At 38.6% G+C, this 17029-nt stretch carries 15 protein-coding genes; 1 reads left to right on the top strand and 14 read right to left on the bottom strand.

Features of this window, described 5'->3' with window-relative positions; translation table 11 throughout:
• Positions 1-142: 142 nt before the first annotated feature.
• The 3 genes from AC4GZ8_RS13420 to AC4GZ8_RS13410 all read right to left on the bottom strand — a co-directional run bounded on the left by AC4GZ8_RS13420 (position 143) and on the right by AC4GZ8_RS13410 (position 2333).
• Complete coding sequence (locus AC4GZ8_RS13420) at positions 143-376, bottom strand: twin-arginine translocase TatA/TatE family subunit (protein ID WP_491082378.1); 234 nt, start codon at positions 374-376, stop codon at positions 143-145.
• Between the two features lie 14 nt (positions 377-390).
• Positions 391-579, bottom strand: a complete 189-nt coding sequence (locus AC4GZ8_RS13415; protein WP_491082376.1) for a hypothetical protein — start codon at positions 577-579, stop codon at positions 391-393.
• Between the two features lie 131 nt (positions 580-710).
• Entirely contained in the window at positions 711-2333 is a 1623-nt protein-coding gene (locus AC4GZ8_RS13410) for a PhoX family protein (RefSeq protein WP_491082375.1), read from the bottom strand.
• 502 nt (positions 2334-2835) lie between these two features.
• Here AC4GZ8_RS13410 and AC4GZ8_RS13405 point away from each other — a divergent pair.
• Positions 2836-3462 (top strand): DedA family protein, encoded by a 627-nt coding sequence (locus AC4GZ8_RS13405; RefSeq protein WP_491082374.1) that lies wholly within the window; start codon positions 2836-2838, stop codon positions 3460-3462.
• A 297-nt stretch (positions 3463-3759) separates the two neighbouring features.
• On the opposite strand, the gene AC4GZ8_RS13400 is transcribed toward AC4GZ8_RS13405, so the two are convergent.
• From AC4GZ8_RS13400 to secA, 11 genes are all read right to left on the bottom strand, one after another.
• Positions 3760-4167 carry a hypothetical protein gene (locus AC4GZ8_RS13400; RefSeq protein WP_491082373.1) on the bottom strand — a complete coding sequence of 136 codons (408 nt, stop codon included), beginning with the start codon at positions 4165-4167 and terminating at the stop codon, positions 3760-3762.
• 364 nt (positions 4168-4531) lie between these two features.
• Positions 4532-5707, bottom strand: coding sequence for a PDZ domain-containing protein (locus AC4GZ8_RS13395; protein ID WP_491082372.1), 1176 nt, complete (start codon positions 5705-5707; stop codon positions 4532-4534).
• 81 nt (positions 5708-5788) lie between these two features.
• Positions 5789-6136 carry a swarming motility protein SwrAA gene (locus tag AC4GZ8_RS13390; protein ID WP_491082370.1) on the bottom strand — a complete coding sequence of 116 codons (348 nt, stop codon included), beginning with the start codon at positions 6134-6136 and terminating at the stop codon, positions 5789-5791.
• 128 nt (positions 6137-6264) lie between these two features.
• The gene (locus AC4GZ8_RS13385; protein ID WP_491082369.1) at positions 6265-7722 is read right to left on the bottom strand and encodes a S41 family peptidase; all 1458 of its coding nucleotides are present in this window, start codon (positions 7720-7722) and stop codon (positions 6265-6267) included.
• Positions 7723-8038: 316 nt separating this feature from the next.
• Entirely contained in the window at positions 8039-9364 is a 1326-nt protein-coding gene (locus AC4GZ8_RS13380; protein WP_491082368.1) for a murein hydrolase activator EnvC family protein, read from the bottom strand.
• Positions 9365-9444: 80 nt separating this feature from the next.
• Positions 9445-10335, bottom strand: coding sequence for a permease-like cell division protein FtsX (gene ftsX, locus AC4GZ8_RS13375; RefSeq protein WP_491082367.1), 891 nt, complete (start codon positions 10333-10335; stop codon positions 9445-9447).
• Entirely contained in the window at positions 10328-11014 is a 687-nt protein-coding gene (ftsE, locus tag AC4GZ8_RS13370; RefSeq protein WP_491082365.1) for a cell division ATP-binding protein FtsE, read from the bottom strand. The genes ftsX and ftsE overlap by 8 nt, the downstream gene beginning before the upstream one ends.
• 283 nt (positions 11015-11297) lie before the next feature.
• Positions 11298-11642, bottom strand: a complete 345-nt coding sequence (gene cccB, locus AC4GZ8_RS13365; protein WP_491082364.1) for a cytochrome c551 — start codon at positions 11640-11642, stop codon at positions 11298-11300.
• Between the two features lie 63 nt (positions 11643-11705).
• Positions 11706-12563, bottom strand: a complete 858-nt coding sequence (locus AC4GZ8_RS13360) for a YitT family protein (protein WP_491082514.1) — start codon at positions 12561-12563, stop codon at positions 11706-11708.
• A gap of 434 nt (positions 12564-12997) precedes the next feature.
• A protein-coding gene (gene prfB, locus AC4GZ8_RS13355) for a peptide chain release factor 2 (protein WP_491082363.1) occupies positions 12998-14099 on the bottom strand; the annotation gives its coding sequence in 2 pieces (ribosomal slippage) (positions 12998-14026 and positions 14028-14099; 1101 coding nt in all).
• A gap of 389 nt (positions 14100-14488) precedes the next feature.
• The gene (secA, locus tag AC4GZ8_RS13350; protein ID WP_491082362.1) at positions 14489-16999 is read right to left on the bottom strand and encodes a preprotein translocase subunit SecA; all 2511 of its coding nucleotides are present in this window, start codon (positions 16997-16999) and stop codon (positions 14489-14491) included.
• Positions 17000-17029 lie beyond the last annotated feature (30 nt).

The following is a 17029-nucleotide window of genomic DNA, read 5'->3' as shown; positions in this document are numbered from 1 at the left end:
CAGTGGGGTTTTCTTTATCCCCCACTGATGGTTAGTTAAACGAATCGGACCTTGCCGGGCAGTTATCCCCCACCTTTCTTCTTTGTAAAGCCTGAGGCGGGGAGCTTACTGTCCGTTAAGATCGGGATAAGTCATATTTTTGTTAAATTGCTTTTGGTTTGCTCGTTTTCTCTTTTGTACTAGATTGATCCTCTACCTGCTTATTCTTTTGTTCTTCCGTTTCCTCATCTGAAACTAATTCACGTGTTGATTTTTTAAATTCCTTTAATGTTGTACCGAAAGCCCGACCAATTTCCGGGAGTTTTTTAGGCCCAAAAATAACTAACGCGATGACAAGAATAAGAATTAAACCAGGGATCCCAATATTTTGTAACAACTTATTTCCTCCTTTTAAATCGCTTCTTGAGCAACTTGCTTTCGATTAGATTGAAAATTATATAATTTAAAATCTGCATTCTGAGCACAGACTTGACATTTAAAGTGCCCCGATAGCGTATTTTCCTTAGAGATTGGCTGTACGTGCGGAAGAAATATCATTTTCAATCCTTTGTTCACATGTTTTTTACACACAACGATCATGAAAATTCCCCCTGTGTTTATAAACAATGACTGTTTCAAAAAAAGGATTCCCTCACTAAAATAGGTTGAGAGTCCTTTTTTTGAAGAGAGCATCCTAATGAACATTCATTTTTTCTGCAAAATGATCATTATTACTTAAATGGTCCGCCTTGAACCGCTACTAAACAAGAACGCCCAAAGCTTTTACCAGGGTATGGATTCCAAGTTTCAGGATGTTGAACATCTAAGAATAATGTACGTTCATCTGGTGTTAACCAAGGACCTGTCACTTCACAACCTTTAGGACCTGAAGCAAATTGGAATGGTTCTCCGTAATTTTTACCATCTGTCGGGATCATGAACACACCACAGTTTTTATATTCTGCATATACGTTATCTTCCGTAGCGCCAAAGTCTTCTACTACCCATAGATTTCCTTTGCTATCAAAGTGAAGGTTATCAGGGCAAGTGATACCGCTTTGCTGACCACCGGCTACAAACACTTCAAATGTGAACTTTTCGCTAGCATGGTCACCGTCAGCAGGCATAAAACGAATGATTTGGCCATGGAAATTTCCGTGATTAGAGTTATTTGTTAATGCTAAGAATACACTTCCGTCATGCGGGTGAATTTCAACATCCTCAGGACGGTCTAATGGGGTTGCACCTACAACACGGCTTGCCTGGCGAGCATTTGTTAATACTTCTGCCTGGCTTCCAAATTCTTGTTGAAGTTTTTCATTAGTTGCATAATCCAGTGCAATCCATGTTTGTTTAGAAAGGTCCGCAACATATAATGTTCCTTTTTCTAAAATATCAAAATTTGCTTCACGGTTATTTGGATTAAATTTCTTATCACTTACGAATTTATAAAAACTTTCACCACGTGAATCATCACCCATATACACAACAACTCGTCCATCTTTTGTTTGTCCCATTGCAGCATTTTCATGGGCAAAACGGCCAAGAGCAGTATGCTTGCGTACAGGTGCATCCGGATTAAACGGGTCTACTTCCATTACCCAGCCATAGTGCTCATCTGTAAAGTTTGGCCAGCCGTAATCATCACCATATTCCGTATTTTCCTCACATGAAAGGGCAGTATTCCAAAGCGTACGTCCGCCGCTGCAGTTTCCAAGTGATCCTTCAACTGTTTTTGCTCCCTTAACCGCACTGCTTCCAGCTGCAGGACCAGTTAATTGAATAGGTGTTGTCCCATCGACACGGCGATTATATTGATCAGATTTGACTAATTTCCATCCGTCCTTTTCTTTCTTTACATGAATCACAGATCCGCCAACTGCTTCTTTTTGTAATTTTAGCAGCTCTGGATATTGTGTAAGATTTTCTTTTTTATAAGTAGATTTGTTTATTCCTAACATATCCATATAGTTTTCCGGCTCAGGGAATTCATGGTTTACCCAAATTAAGCCTTCTTCTGAATTATTTCCACCTTCTAAACTATCAATTGGAAAATAAACTGTTAAATCAGCAGCATCCCCAAATATTTCTCCTTTAGAGTTGATAACATCTCCATAAGAAGCAATAATGTTATAGTGATAACCATTTGGAAGAACTAATTCATTTTCCCATGTACGTCCAATTGGTTTAAAAGGTGCAGTAAAAGGTTTACCCTTGCCGCTAGGTTGTCCATCCATTAAGTGATTCGCTGTTGCAGCACTAGCCTTGGGTGCTAAAATCCCAATTCCTGATGATGCAGCAACTAATGCTGCTGTTCCACTACCCATATACGTTAAAAATTTACGACGATCCATTTATAAAACCGCTCCCTTTTATTCTTTATTATTTAGTAACTTTACAATTAATTTTATTTTTAGAATATTAAGCTACTATTGAAAGAGATTATTAACTTTGTAAATCTGGGAATTCAGGAAAATTGGCACAAAAATCACGGAGATAAATTCCATTTCACCACGTTTTTTAAGGAAAAAGTCGAATAAAACTCGAAAATTGTCATAAGAATGAAGATTTAATAAGGTTTAAATAGGTATTTGACACTAATTGTCGAAACATGACGCTTTACAAGAAATTAAAAACCCTTCATAGTTTTTACACTTTGTTAATCTCTACTTTACAAAAGCTCTTTTGTATCATAATACCTCTCGAAAAATAGAAAAACGCCCTAAATACACTATTTTTGTATAAAGTCTAAAAGTTAACAAACCATAATATTATGTGACTTACTATAGACATTGATAATTTGTCTATCTCTATAAAACAAATGAATGAAGCATGAGGCAGGAATGGGGAGAGTTTATGGAAGTCGTTGAAGATTTGTTTGCTCAATATGGATATTTAGTATTGCTGGTTGGTCTGCCCATGGAATTAATTGCTTTTCCGATACCGCCTGGAAACTCGACACTTGCATATACCGGATATTTATCCTACAAAAATGTTCTCGATCTTCTACCATCCCTAGCTGCGGCGCTTTTTGGAACGATAATAGGGATAACGACTACATATTGGATTGGAAACAAGTTAGGTATGCCACTGATCGAAAAATACGGGAAATATTTGTTTTTGAAGCCTAAATATTTAAAGAAAACAAGAATAGCTTATGAGAAATATGGGGACAAAATGCTTCTATTTGGATTCTTCATGCCCGGGGTCAGACAGTTCAATAGCTACTTTGCAGGCATCATTCAAGTTCCATATCGGACCTTTGCTTTATATGCCTATACAGGGGCAGCTTTATGGGTATCCGTATTTATCGGTATCGGATATGTGTTCGGTAATCAATGGCAGCTTATTTTTTCTTGGATAGAACATTTTTTGATGTTCATCTTAATTATATTGTGTTGTACGATCGCTATTTTTCTCCTTTGGAAATGGCGTAGTCGGTTGAGAAAATGGCCGGACACTCAACAAAAGGGATCAGAGTAAACGGCTACCTACCAGACTCAATATTTGCCACTTATCTTATTCTAATTTATAGATAGGGCTCCTACGCTGAGGAGCACCCCCTTACCCTTTCCTTGAAAATGATCATGACATGGCCTCAGCTATTGAATATGAAGAAAATTATATAAAATAAAAAGCCATACCATTACTTCTCAGCAAAGATATGACTCCATATTAGGGGCTCTAATAATGACTTTAAGTACTCAGTAACAAATGCACTTTTAAAACTAATTTTGACAAATCTACTTTTTCAAACTAACAAAAGTGCATGATTATAAATTATTGATTTATCTGATTTTTAACTTGTTCAAAAAATGATTTTAGGTTTGCAAATTCATCTAAGTTTCCCTGTGTCGTAAAGATATCTTTTTCATCATGGGTTACAATGAACCCCGGAATACTCTTTAATAATGCGAAAGGTATTTTCTTTTCATCTATCTTTTTAATTGAGGTTAGATTTATTTCTAAAAACACTGGTGTCTTCTTTGTTAACTCCCCGTAAAATAATAATCTAGAATCAGTTAATGCTAATACTCCTCTAAAAGGAACACTATGACTATTTGGCACTCCTACCAAACCTGATACTCCACTTTCCATTTTATAATAAGCAAGAACACTGCTTTGAACCGCTTCATTTGGATTTAGACGTTCTTCGATAGATTGAATACCATGTTGCTTTGTAATCATTTACATTACTCCTTTTTCCAGTCATTTTACAAATTAACGATATCATGATTGATTTAGTTTTGATATAGTTTAAAAGTTGTGATATTAACGAAGTGAAGCATTTTCACTATGTAAATTATGTCTAAATCATATTTAACAGATTCTTTAGAAATTTCTTGACTCTTCTTATAAATCCTATCTCCACTCAATACTAGTTTCTCGACAACTCGAGTACAAAAGAATGGATGATATCGGACTCTTTTTTCTTCAAGTTTTGCTAAAACCCAACATTTTTTATAGAAACAAAAAAATAAGAGACCAAACAACTAAGGTCTCTTTACATAAATTAACTATTAATATTCCGGTTAATTATGAAAAATGACAGTTAAACCGCTTCATTTTCCCATTTCTTGTGATCTTGTACAAATAAAATGCCTAATTCATGATGTTCTCCATCATATAATGCGCGCTGTGCAAAGCGAATTTCTCCATTTAGGCCAATCACTTCCAGCTTGCAGAATGCTCGATTTTTCTGAAGTGCTTGATAGAACTCATCAACGGTGTGAACAGAATATCCGTTTACCTTCATGATGACCTCCCCTACAACAAGGTTCATCCTTTCCGCAGGTGATTGTGGCAAAATGCCTAATACCATTAAACCGTGATCACGTTTTGAGAAATAAAAGGCAGCTGAGTCATCGTTCATTCGTTGGCGAATCGTAATGAATTCACGACCTAGCATCCCGACGATAATGGCCGCAAACGATAGTGGTGTCCACCAAATACTTCCGACAGCAATAGCTAGAGTAAGCACACCAAGCCACAAAACGCGCTGTCCCGTAATCTTTATACTTTCTCTTGGCAAAGAGCCTTGAACTCGTTGACTAAACCCTAAGAAAAAGGGAATCACCAATAATAAGAACGGTTCACCGTGAATGGATAAGACCGGCCACCAGGCAAGAGATGATGTGAGGTCCCCGCCTGGAACAAGGAGGAGTAGCGGCAGCATCCACGTTCGATTTGCCTGATGTGAACCAATCGGCAACCCTCTTGTACTCATTTTGATAAACGGAGACGTTTTCTCGTGTGCTGTACGCATCACTAAGATTCCTTCAGCAACAAGCAATAGTCCAGCTAAAATACTAAGAGAAGCAAGGCTTGTCCCGGAAAAGCCCACAAAAAAAGAATCAAACCGATCTGGGATGAAAGCAACGGCCAATAACGTAAGCCCTATTGTAAAAGCAGCAGACAACCATCGGAGCTGAAGCGTTAAGCCCAATAGCGCGGTTATGACTGCCAAAATGACAACTGTTCCAAATGGAAGGCTTAGGCCGAGCGCAAACAACACAATGGAGACAAATAGCCCCATCAAAAGTCCCTTTGTATACGTAAACTTCATTTCATCATATACGTCTTGAACACGAATGTGAAAAGACTTTCGCTCACGCTTGATACGAAGCATGCCGTACAGCAATGAAATGAGTAAAAATAAATAAAATAGCGGATGGATAAAAAAACGACCAATTGCCCACAGCAACTCTAGTAACCAATTTTCAATCAAAACAGAATCCCACCTTACTGTTTCTACCCGTTTCTACTAGGTTACTCATATTTTACCACCTCATGGTGTAATTGAGTATGCTTATTTTAAGTTCTCCCAAAGACTGCTGTTAGAAAGGGAAAAATCACTAAAGCTTTGATCATCTTCCATACCTAGTAAGTCAACAATCACTTTCATTGATTTTTTAATATCGCTCAGTGAAAGTGACAGGCGTTTATGATTTTTTAGTAAATATTGAAAATACTCTTTTATACAGTTCTCATCAATCTGTTCGACCTTTTTTATTTGAGTGTAGTTCGCAATATACATGCTAAAAAGGCGAATCGGCTTACTTGGGCTCGAATGAAACGGCTGTTCCGAGCTGCTTTCGATTAATTGTGTATAAATCTCTTGATAAACCTGCTCCTTTTGAAAGCTTGAATTTCTCATAACATAAAACCTCCCAATTTCCCCGACTACGACGAAAATCATCTATTATATACTTTCGGAAACACCTTGACTTTTACGTCCTTAACTAAAAAATAAGAACCGACAGCCGTCAGTTCTTATCATTATGTTTATTTAAAAAGGGCTTTAATCGCCATCTTCAGTTGAACATCATTTTCTTCTTTTCCTCTTTGCTCGATCACTTTTTGATTAAGAGTATTAGCCGTTTGCTGGTCAATCTTCCCTGTAATAGGCAGTTCATTTGTTTGTTGGAAAGCTTTGACGGCTGTTTCCGTTCCTTTACTAAAGTAACCATCTTCTCTTTCCGGTTCAAATCCTAATCCTTTTAGAGCAATTTGAGCCGTTTTGACCTGTTCATTGTTCATATCAGGTACTAATGTTTCTTCAATTTGAAGTGGACTTGTTTGATATAACTCTGGTTGCTCTACTTTTATAGTCGGCTCGACTCCTTTTTTGTGGATCCAATTTCCTTCCGGTGTGAGCCATTTATATAGAGTTAATTTTATATTACTTCCATCCCCCATCGGAACTGCTTGTTGAACGGTTCCTTTTCCAAAAGAAGTAACCCCAACGATATCATAGCCTGACGCTTCTTTTAAAGCACCGGCAAGAATTTCTGATGCTGAAGCACTTCCCTTATCAATCAAGACAGTTACTGGATACTCTTTTTTCTTGGAGAGATTTGAGAAATAGCGTTTTTTATTGCCATCTCGTTCCTCAATCTGAATGTATGGATGATCCTTTGTGACAAATTGCTTCAAAATCTCTTCGACACTTTGTAAGTAGCCGCCAGGATTTCCGCGGACATCTAAAACAAGCCCTTCAATATTCTCTTTTTCAAGCTTTGTTAATGTGTTTTTAAAATCTTCTGCTGTGTTTTCAGAGAAGGACGTAATCTCAATATATCCAACCTTTTTTCCTTGATACTCCTTCGTTGAACCAAACACCGTTTCAAGTGGAATCTCATCGCGAACAACATCAAAGGTTAGTTTTTCCCTGGAATTTGGTCGAAGCACTTCGATCGCAACCTTCGTCCCTTTTTTCCCTCGAATTTTTAATACCGTTTCATGAAGGTCTAATCCCTCGACATTTTCACCGTTAATACTAATAATTTGATCATTTGGTTGAAGACCTGCCTTTTCAGCCGGTGATCCTTTAAAAGGAGAGACAATTGTTACTTTGCCATTATTCATCCCAACTTCTGCTCCGATTCCTTCGAAAGATGAATCAAGCGACTGTGAGAATTGCTTTGCCGTTTCTTTATCCATATACACAGAATAAGGGTCATCCAATGTAGAAAGCATGCCCTGTATCGCACCTTCTAATAGCTCTTCCTGATCCACTTCTTCGACATATTTAGTCGAAATTAACTCAAGAGCTTGCTGAAACTTTTCAAACCCTTCAATTTCTTTGGTTTGTTCCTCTGCTTGAAAAACATTTCCGAAGGTTGGGATCGCTTCAACCTCTTCTGCTGGTTTGTCTTCTGTTAATTCTAATCCTACATACATTCCACCTGCGCCAACTATTAAGGCAAGGGTTATTAGTAGTGCTGTGATTTTCTGATTCATCGTTTACCTCCTATTTCCAACGTCGCCAGGTTATGTCATACCGTTTTTATTTAGACTATCTTAGTATATGACAAGCTTGGCCAAATCATGTAAGGCAATCTTGGGGTTGTACTTATTATTGTTATTTGAGTTAGGCAAGACGGACTCAATTTATATGGTCAAAAGTTTGATAAGGTAATGCTTTTGGCAAAAGAACCTTTTCCTCCTCATTCTCACTCATTTCGGCCTTTATTCACCCTATGAAAAACCTTTCTCTCCGGTATATAAAAAAACCTTCCAAAACAGTTTGTTTTAGAAGGTTTTCATTCGGGTATGTTTATGGTAAATAGTCTAATGGATTTACAGAACTAGAAGATCCGTTCCATCCGCCTTTATGGATTTCAAAGTGTAAATGCTGCCCTGTTGAACGTCCTGTGTTCCCCATGATTCCAATTTGCTGGCCTTTTGATACCGATTGGCCGGCACTTACCATCAGTCTCTCTTGATGAGCATAGACTGTTGTGTAAACTTGTCCATTTATTTTATGTGAAATATAAACGACATTTCCATAGCTGCTAGAATAGTGTGCACGGATAACCGTTCCACTTGCCGCTGCGACCACAGGCACATCTGCACTGTTGGCAATATCAATTCCAGCATGTAATTTTCTTCCGCCAGTAACTGGATGTTCACGGTATCCATATCCTGATGTGAATGTGCCTGATGCTGGCCACATGAACGAACCGCTTGTTACAGCCGGTTTTTGAGATGATGCAGTACTGCTGCTGCTGCTTGAGCTCGATGATGATGAAGAGCTGGAAGAGCTTGATGATTTAGCTGCTGCGGCAGCCGCTGCCTCTGCTTTTCTCTTAGCTTCTGCAGCTGCTCTTGCTGCTTCTTCTTGTTGGCGTTTTTCTTCTGCTTCAACCGCACGTTTTTGTTCTTCAAGGAAAGCCGCTTCATCTTCTAATTCATGCATTTCATGAATCGCTTCATCATGTTGCTGTAAAACCTGTGCCATTAGTTCTTCTTTTTTCTTCTTTTGACCTGCTAATTGCTGTTTAAGAGTTTCAAGCTGTGTTAAAGCTTTCTCTAATTCCTTTAGCTTACTATTTAGATCTGCCTCTGATTGCTCTAAAAGCTGTTTATCAGCTTCATGTGCTTTAATAATTTCACGATCTGCCTCTACAATCGTTGTAACAGCACTAACGCGACCAACAAAGTCTCCAAAGTCCTGAGCACCTAGAAGCACATCTAAATAGCTAACCATTCCACCTGATTCTTGAAGTGCACGAGCTCGATCTTCAAGCAGCTTATTACGCTCTTCAATTCGGGCCTTAACTTCAGCAATTTTTGCCTTTAGCTCTTCGATTTGCTTTTGAGTTTCTTTTATTTTTTCTTCTTGTTCTCTAATTTTTTCATTTGTTTCTGCAAACTGTGTATCAATTTTTTGAATTTCTGAATCTATATTAGCCTGTTGATTTTTAAGGTTATTGACCTCATTTTCTTTTTCACTTAAGCTTGATGACACATCTGATTGTTTCTTTTCAATTTCCTGTTTCTTTTCCTGTAGTGTTTCAGCGAAGGCGAGGTTATATGGAAGTAACAACCCGCTTGTCCCAACTACAGCAGCCAAGCTATATGCAACTAGCTTTCTTTTCATTATGTATCCTCCCCTGCGTTATGTACTTTCTTTAGAATAAGAATAAAAGCTAGTAAACTAGCAATCATAAGATTGCTAGTTTACACTTTTAAGAATTTACGAACAGACATTAAACTTCCCCAAACACCGATCAACGCACCAATTAACAGTAAAATGGCTGAAATTTGGAACACAAACGGGCTTAATGGAAGAACTTCTACAAACGATCCTTGCAGCTTAGGAAGTGCCCATGTGTACAATGATTGATAACTTACGCTAATTAATGCAATCGGAATCACTGCACCGAATACACCTAACAGCAGTCCTTCAAGGAAGAATGGCCAGCGAATGAAACCATTTGTTGCCCCTACTAATCTCATAATTTCGATTTCACGCTTACGAGCAATAATGGTTATTTTAATTGTATTTGAAATTAAGAACATAGCCGTGAAAATTAATCCGATAATCAGCCCTATTCCAATGTTTCGAGCAACTGAAATAGCATCGAATAATTTATCAACCTGATCTTGTCCATAACGTACTTTTGACGCGTTATCCAAGCTTGAGATTTGTTCCGCTACTGCAGCTGTATCACGCGGATTTTTTGCCTTTACAACAAACACATCATTTAATGGATTGTTTTGCTCAAACAATTCGAAGGATTTCCCTTCTTCTCCCAAACTCTCAACTAAGTTATCCAATTCTTTTTCCTTAGGTGAGAAAACGATGGAATCGACCTGACTAATTTTTTCAATCTCACTTTTCAGTGTTTGTTGTGCTTTCTCATCAGCTGTAACATCGATTAAAACACGAATTTCAACATCTTTTTCTAAATTAGATGCCACATGATTAAGGTTCATCATGATCACAAGGAATGTTCCAACTAAAATTAATGTAACTGTAACCGCACTTATGGATGCGAATGTCATCCATGTATTTCTTGCTAAGCTTTTTAAACTTTCACGTAGATGACGGCCAAGAGTATTAATCATATATACCGTACTCCCCTCTTGCTTCGTCACGCACAATTTTTCCATCCTCAATAGCAATAACACGTTTCTTCAATGTATTTACAATCTCTTTATTATGAGTTGCCATCAATATGGTTGTGCCACGATTATTTATTTCTTCAAATAGATGCATAATTTCCCATGATGTATCAGGGTCAAGGTTTCCTGTTGGCTCATCTGCAATCATAACTGCCGGGTTGTTCACAATCGAACGGGCAATGGAAACACGCTGCTGTTCCCCTCCTGACAACTCGTCAGGGAAAAATCTAGCTTTATGTTTAAGCTGAACTAAATCTAGAACATCTAGTACTCTCTTTTTTATATTTTTCGGGTTTTCACCAATAACCTCTAATGCGAATGCAACATTTTCAAAGACTGTTAGTTTCGATAATAATTTAAAGTCCTGGAAGACAACACCGATTTGTCGTCTTAACATCGGTACCTTTGATTCTTTCAAGGTTGACAGATCAACACCATTAATGATAATTTTTCCGCTTGAAGGCTTTTCCTCACGGTACATCATTTTGATAAATGTTGATTTCCCTGCACCACTAGGTCCGACCACATAAACAAATTCGCCTTGATTAATTTTAATATCTATACCATTTATGGCTAAAACACCATTTGGATACGTTTTATATACTTCTGACATTTCAATCATAAAAAAACCACCTAAAGTTGTTTTTTTGTAACCATGTCAATGGATGTCGATAAATGTCGACAAGATAGACACAGAAACTCCTTGGCTCTAAAAACTACAAAAATAATTATACCATCAAATTTCGGCAAATATAGACTAAATTATGTTACATTTTTATTTCATCTTTGTGAAGAACAGTCGAAATGTTGAAATATAGGGGTTTTTTTGGAGGCAGATTACCATAATTTTAAAAAAGTTTTTTAATTGAAACTAAAAAAGATAACCTATTAAGGCTATCCCTTCATTACTTTTTCTCAGCTAACCAAGACGCTACAACCTCAGCATCTGCATCATTTAATAATCCCTTTGGCATGCCGCCTTGTCCATTAATAATGATGTTTTTGATTTCCTCTTGGCTATATTTTGCGCCAACCTCTTGTAAGTTAGGACCTGATCCTCCTTCAAGTTCACGTCCATGACAACCGATACAGCTTTGCTGAACGATTTCTTCAGCGCTTCCAGCTGTTTCTTGTGTTGAACCGCCTTCAGTTGTTGTGTCACCAGCTTCATCTGCCGGTTGCTCAGTACCTCCACAAGCACTTAAAACAAGAGCTGAACCGAATAATATTGCTATTAATTTTGTTTTCATTACAGCCACTCCTTGCTCTTACTTATATGGTAGAAATTCCAATCCAAGGATATTATAACCTAACTATACTCGTTTGAAACCCTCACCTAACACTTCTGATGCATCGGTTACGGTGACAAAAGCATGTGGATCGATATGTCTGACGATTTGTTTCAATTTTGTGAATTCTGTTTGGTCAACCACACACATTAATACTGGACGTTCATTATTTGTGAAGCCTCCGTGTGCCGCAAGCCTTGTCACACCACGATCAATTTCATGAAAAATCGCATCCTGAACTTCCTGTTGCTTATTTGTAATAATCATCGTCATTTTCGAGCGTCCCCAGCCAATTTGAACAATATCAATCGTTTTGCTTGTCACATATAATCCAATTAACGCATATAGCCCTCGTTCAATATCAAAGACAAAGGCAGCTGACAAAACGATTAATCCATCGATTAACGCAACACAGGTACCAAGCGATAAACCTGTATACTTATGAATAATTTGTGCCGCAAGGTCTGTACCACCTGTTGAAGCTTTTCCACGAAACACAATTCCAAGGCCAAGTCCGATACAAATTCCGCCAAATAAAGATCCGAGCAGCGGATCCGTCGTTGCAGGCTCCCAATTTCTTGTAAGGTATACAATGAACGGAACAAACATTGTTCCGATTAGAGTTTTGAACCCAAATTGTTTACCTAAAAGCACGACACCTGCAATAAATAAAGGAATATTAAAAGCCCATTGCACATAAGCAGGCTCAAATCCAAAGGTGGCATCAAAGATTGTACTGATCCCACTAACCCCGCCTGATGCAACACGATTCGGCAGTAAAAATAAGTTAAATCCAATTGCCACTAGTGATGAACCAACGAATATGTATATATACTCAAGGATTTTCTCCATTTTAGGATTATCGATGTTTCTTCTTCTCATGTTCAAACTATTTTCCTCCCTATTCACATAGCCATTAATCCTAAATGAGTATAGCACCTGACTTTTTCTATGTGAATAACAGCTAGATAACGTGGTAATGAGGTAAAGAAGTTATGTATAGTGTTGGCTAGAGGAGGGAAAATTACACGGAAGAATGTTTATTTGAAGGAATGTCATTTTTGACAAAATAAAAAAAACAGCGGTTTTGCAACGTTTGAAGGGGTTATTGAATTTATATAGGAAACAATAGGAAACAAAAGGTATTCATCTATTCGCTTTTCAAGAATAAATAATCTTTTATCCGTTTTTGAAATTCGATTGTCTTGCCATTTTATCTACTGTTATGACATGTTTTTTATTGAAATAAAAAATAGATAAAATTGAAAAATCACACCGACTTTAGTGCATGATCAGTGTGATTTTCCGTTTTTATATTATGAAAGCTTTGAACGTAAAAAGGCGTCGATAAATGGATCAAGTTCTCCATCCATGACCGCATGAACGTTGCCGATTTCTGTGTTTGTTCGGTGGTCTTTTACCATTGAGTACGGGTGGAATACGTATGAACGGATTTGGCTTCCCCAGCCGATGTCCTTTTGTTCCCCGCGGATTTCCGCTAATTCTGCTTCTTGCTCTTCAATACGTTTTTGATAAAGCTTTGCTTGAAGCATTTTCATGGCACGTTCACGGTTTTTAATTTGTGAACGTTCCGTTTGACATGTCACAACAATGCCTGTTGGCGTATGTGTAATACGAACGGCAGAGTCAGTCGTATTGATGTGCTGTCCACCGGCTCCACTTGCACGGTACGTGTCAATTTTTAAATCCTCTGTACGGATTTCAATGTCGATTTCTTCATTAAATTCCGGCATCACTTCACATGAAACGAATGAAGTATGGCGACGGCCTGATGAATCGAATGGAGAAATACGTACTAAACGGTGAACCCCTTTTTCTGCTTTTAAATAGCCGTATGCATTATGGCCTTTAATAAGAAGGGTTACACTCTTGATTCCCGCTTCGTCACCTGGTAAATAATCAAGCGTTTCTACCTTAAAGCCTTTTTTCTCTGCCCAACGAGTGTACATACGAAGAAGCATTGAACCCCAGTCTTGAGATTCAGTCCCGCCAGCACCTGGGTGAAGCTCTAAGATTGCATTGTTCTTATCATGCTGTTCACTTAGTAATAATTGAAGCTCAAAGTCGTTTAGTTGGGAAACAAGTTCTTTTAGTTCAGACACTAGTTCACCTTGCAGATCTTCATCTTCTTCTTCTTTTACGAGTTCGTATGTTAATTGAAGGTTTTCGTATGATTCATTTAGATTGTGGAATTGGTCCACCATTTCTTTTAAGGCATTTGTTTCGTTAATAATGGCTTGAGCTGCATTTTGGTTGTCCCAGAAGTCTGGGGCAGTCATTTGTGCTTCAAGCTGTTGAATACGTGCTTCTTTGATATCGAGGTCAAAGAGACCCCCTAAAGTCCGCTAAACGTTTAGCTGTTTTTTCAAGCTCTTGTCGAATTTCTACTAGTTCCATTTTGTTCACTCCATTTATTAATTTGGGTCTCTTTAAATTGGCCGTTGATTTCCACTCCAGGCATTCGCTTTCCGTGGGCGAGGCGGTGAGCCTCTCCCTTGTCTTGCTCCAGCGCCTAGTCCCTCGAGGTCATAAGCCACTCTTGAATTGAAGACAAAAAACGTCTTCTATTCAAGAGCGTCTTATGCTGGTCGGGGCTGAACAGTCGCTTCCGCATTTCTAAGCAGGAGTCTCGCACCTTCCGCTCCATCAACTAAGTGCTACTTACATCGTAACCTTTGAAATAATATTTATAACTGCTATAATCTCGCAAACAAGAGAGAGGCTATAAAACCTCTCTCTTCCTCAATAATTGTTTATTATATACTGTGCAAGCTACTAAAAGCTAGTTATTGTCCGCAGCAGTTTTTGTATTTTTTTCCGCTTCCGCATAGGCAAGGGTCATTGCGGCCGATTTCGACCACTTTACGAGCTGGTTTCTTTTTCGGTGCTTCGTCACCTTCTTTAGGGTGAACAGCAGTTTGACCTTGTGCAACCTCTTGACGCTCAAGATTGTTGCGGATTTGAGCTTTCATGATGTATTTCGCTACATCTTCTTCAATAGATGCGATCATGTTCTCAAACATCGCGAAGCCTTCCATTTGGTATTCACGCAGCGGGTCGTTTTGACCGTATGCACGTAAATGGATACCTTGACGAAGCTGATCCATCGCATCAATATGATCCATCCATTTCGTATCAACCGCACGAAGAAGGATAACTTTTTCGAATTCGCGCATTTGTTCTTGACCGAATTCTTCTTCCTTCGTATCGTAGTGTGCAATTGCTTTGTTATAGATGAGCTCGACCATTTCTTCAGGCTCTTTGCGGCGAAGATCACCGATTGTTAGCTCATCCTCTTGAAGAATATTGGCATTCATATAGTCAATAATGCCTTCTAGATTCCAATCTTCCTCAACCTCTTCTTTAGGAGTATACATGGCAACAGCACGCTCAATTGTTGATTTAAGCATTTTCTCAACAATTGAGCGAAGATTGTCAGAATCAAGAACCTCGAAGCGTTGCTTGTAAATAACTTCACGTTGCTGACGAAGAACATCGTCATATTGCAGAAGTTGTTTACGTGCATCAAAGTTATTTCCTTCTACGCGTTTTTGAGCTGATTCAACGGCACGAGATACGATTTTACTTTGGATTGGCTGCGTGTCATCCATTCCAAGGCGATCCATCATATTCATCATGTTTTCAGATCCGAAGCGACGCATTAATTCATCTTCCATTGAGAGATAGAATTGTGTAATACCCGGGTCACCTTGACGACCTGAACGTCCACGAAGCTGATTATCAATACGGCGTGATTCATGACGCTCTGTCCCAATGACCGCTAATCCGCCAAGCTCGCGAACACCTTCACCAAGCTTGATATCTGTCCCACGACCAGCCATGTTTGTAGCGATTGTGACCGCTCCTCGCTGACCTGCATTTTCAATGATTTCCGCTTCTTTTTCATGGTTTTTCGCATTCAACACATGATGAGGAACACCTTTTTTCTTTAACAGCTGGGAAATTAATTCAGATGTTTCAACCGCAACTGTCCCAACAAGAACCGGCTGACCTAAGTCATAGCGCTGCTTTACTTCTTCTACAACCGCACGGAACTTCCCTTCCATTGAACGGTAAACTAAGTCTGCTCTGTCATCACGAGCAATCGGTCTGTTCGTTGGAATCGCGACGACTTGCATATTGTAAATATTACGGAACTCTTCTTCCTCAGTTTTCGCTGTACCTGTCATACCAGACAGCTTTTTGTACATACGGAAGTAGTTCTGGAATGTAATAGTTGCCAATGTCATGCTTTCGTTTTGAATTTCAAGACCTTCTTTTGCCTCAATTGCTTGGTGAAGACCATCACTATAGCGACGCCCCTTCATTAAACGGCCTGTGAACGAGTCAACAATGACAACTTGTCCTTCATCAACGACATAGTCCACATCTTTTTGCATAACGAACTGCGCTTTTAACGCTTGGTTAATATGATGAAGAAGGGCTACATGTGAAATATCATAAAGATTTTCAATGCCGAACGCCTTTTCAGCCTTTGTCATTCCATCTTCTGTTAGCTGAACAGCCTTTGTTTTCACATCATATGTGAAGTCCTCTTCCTGTTTAAGCTGACGAACAAAGCCATTTGCTTGAATATATAGCTTAGTTGATTTTGCTGCCTGACCAGAAATAATAAGCGGTGTTCTCGCTTCATCGACTAAGATCGAGTCAACCTCATCGATTACAGCAAAATTAAGCGGACGCTGCACCATTTGTTCACGATAAAGAACCATATTATCACGCAAGTAATCGAAACCTAATTCATTATTCGTAGAATACGTAATATCTGCCGCATAGGCTTCACGTTTTTCATCTTTACTTAATGAATTTAAGTTAAGACCTACTGTTAGACCTAAAAATTCAAATAACTGTCCCATCTCATGAGCATCACGGCTTGCTAAGTATTCATTGACTGTGACAACATGAACACCTTCACCAGAAAGCGCATTTAAATAAACAGGCATAGTGGAAGTTAAGGTTTTCCCTTCCCCTGTTTTCATCTCAGAAATATTTCCTTCATGTAAGGAAATACCCCCCATAAGCTGAACCTTATATGGATATAAACCAAGCACACGCTTCGCTGCTTCACGAACAACAGCAAACGCTTCTATTAATAAATCATCAAGCGAAGTACCTTTCGCCACACGATCTTTAAATTCTTCTGTTTTTGCTTTTAAAGCCTCATCAGATAAGCCGCTCATTTGGCCGCTTAATGCATCAATCTGATCAGCCATCTTTTCATAACGATTTAACGCACGTTTGTTAAAATCAAACACCTTATTCAAAATTCCAAGCATGTAATACGCTCCTCTGTATTTAGAGTGAAA

The sequence above is a fragment of the Metabacillus sp. RB-C-LZQ-3-1 genome (assembly GCF_058315175.1).
Note: the sequence above shows the minus strand (reverse complement) of the source record. Positions and strands in the feature narration are given on the sequence as shown.

Coding starts and splice junctions, on each gene's coding strand:
- AC4GZ8_RS13400 (WP_491082373.1), bottom strand. CDS start 4,167: ATGATTACAAAGCAACATGGTATTCAATCTATCGAAGAACGTCTAAAT.
- AC4GZ8_RS13415 (WP_491082376.1), bottom strand. CDS start 579: ATGATCGTTGTGTGTAAAAAACATGTGAACAAAGGATTGAAAATGATA.
- AC4GZ8_RS13410 (WP_491082375.1), bottom strand. CDS start 2,333: ATGGATCGTCGTAAATTTTTAACGTATATGGGTAGTGGAACAGCAGCA.
- AC4GZ8_RS13360 (WP_491082514.1), bottom strand. CDS start 12,563: ATGAGAAGAAGAAACATCGATAATCCTAAAATGGAGAAAATCCTTGAG.
- ftsX (WP_491082367.1), bottom strand. CDS start 10,335: ATGATTAATACTCTTGGCCGTCATCTACGTGAAAGTTTAAAAAGCTTA.
- AC4GZ8_RS13405 (WP_491082374.1), top strand. CDS start 2,836: ATGGAAGTCGTTGAAGATTTGTTTGCTCAATATGGATATTTAGTATTG.
- cccB (WP_491082364.1), bottom strand. CDS start 11,642: ATGAAAACAAAATTAATAGCAATATTATTCGGTTCAGCTCTTGTTTTA.
- ftsE (WP_491082365.1), bottom strand. CDS start 11,014: ATGATTGAAATGTCAGAAGTATATAAAACGTATCCAAATGGTGTTTTA.
- AC4GZ8_RS13390 (WP_491082370.1), bottom strand. CDS start 6,136: ATGAGAAATTCAAGCTTTCAAAAGGAGCAGGTTTATCAAGAGATTTAT.
- secA (WP_491082362.1), bottom strand. CDS start 16,999: ATGCTTGGAATTTTGAATAAGGTGTTTGATTTTAACAAACGTGCGTTA.
- AC4GZ8_RS13385 (WP_491082369.1), bottom strand. CDS start 7,722: ATGAATCAGAAAATCACAGCACTACTAATAACCCTTGCCTTAATAGTT.
- AC4GZ8_RS13380 (WP_491082368.1), bottom strand. CDS start 9,364: ATGAAAAGAAAGCTAGTTGCATATAGCTTGGCTGCTGTAGTTGGGACA.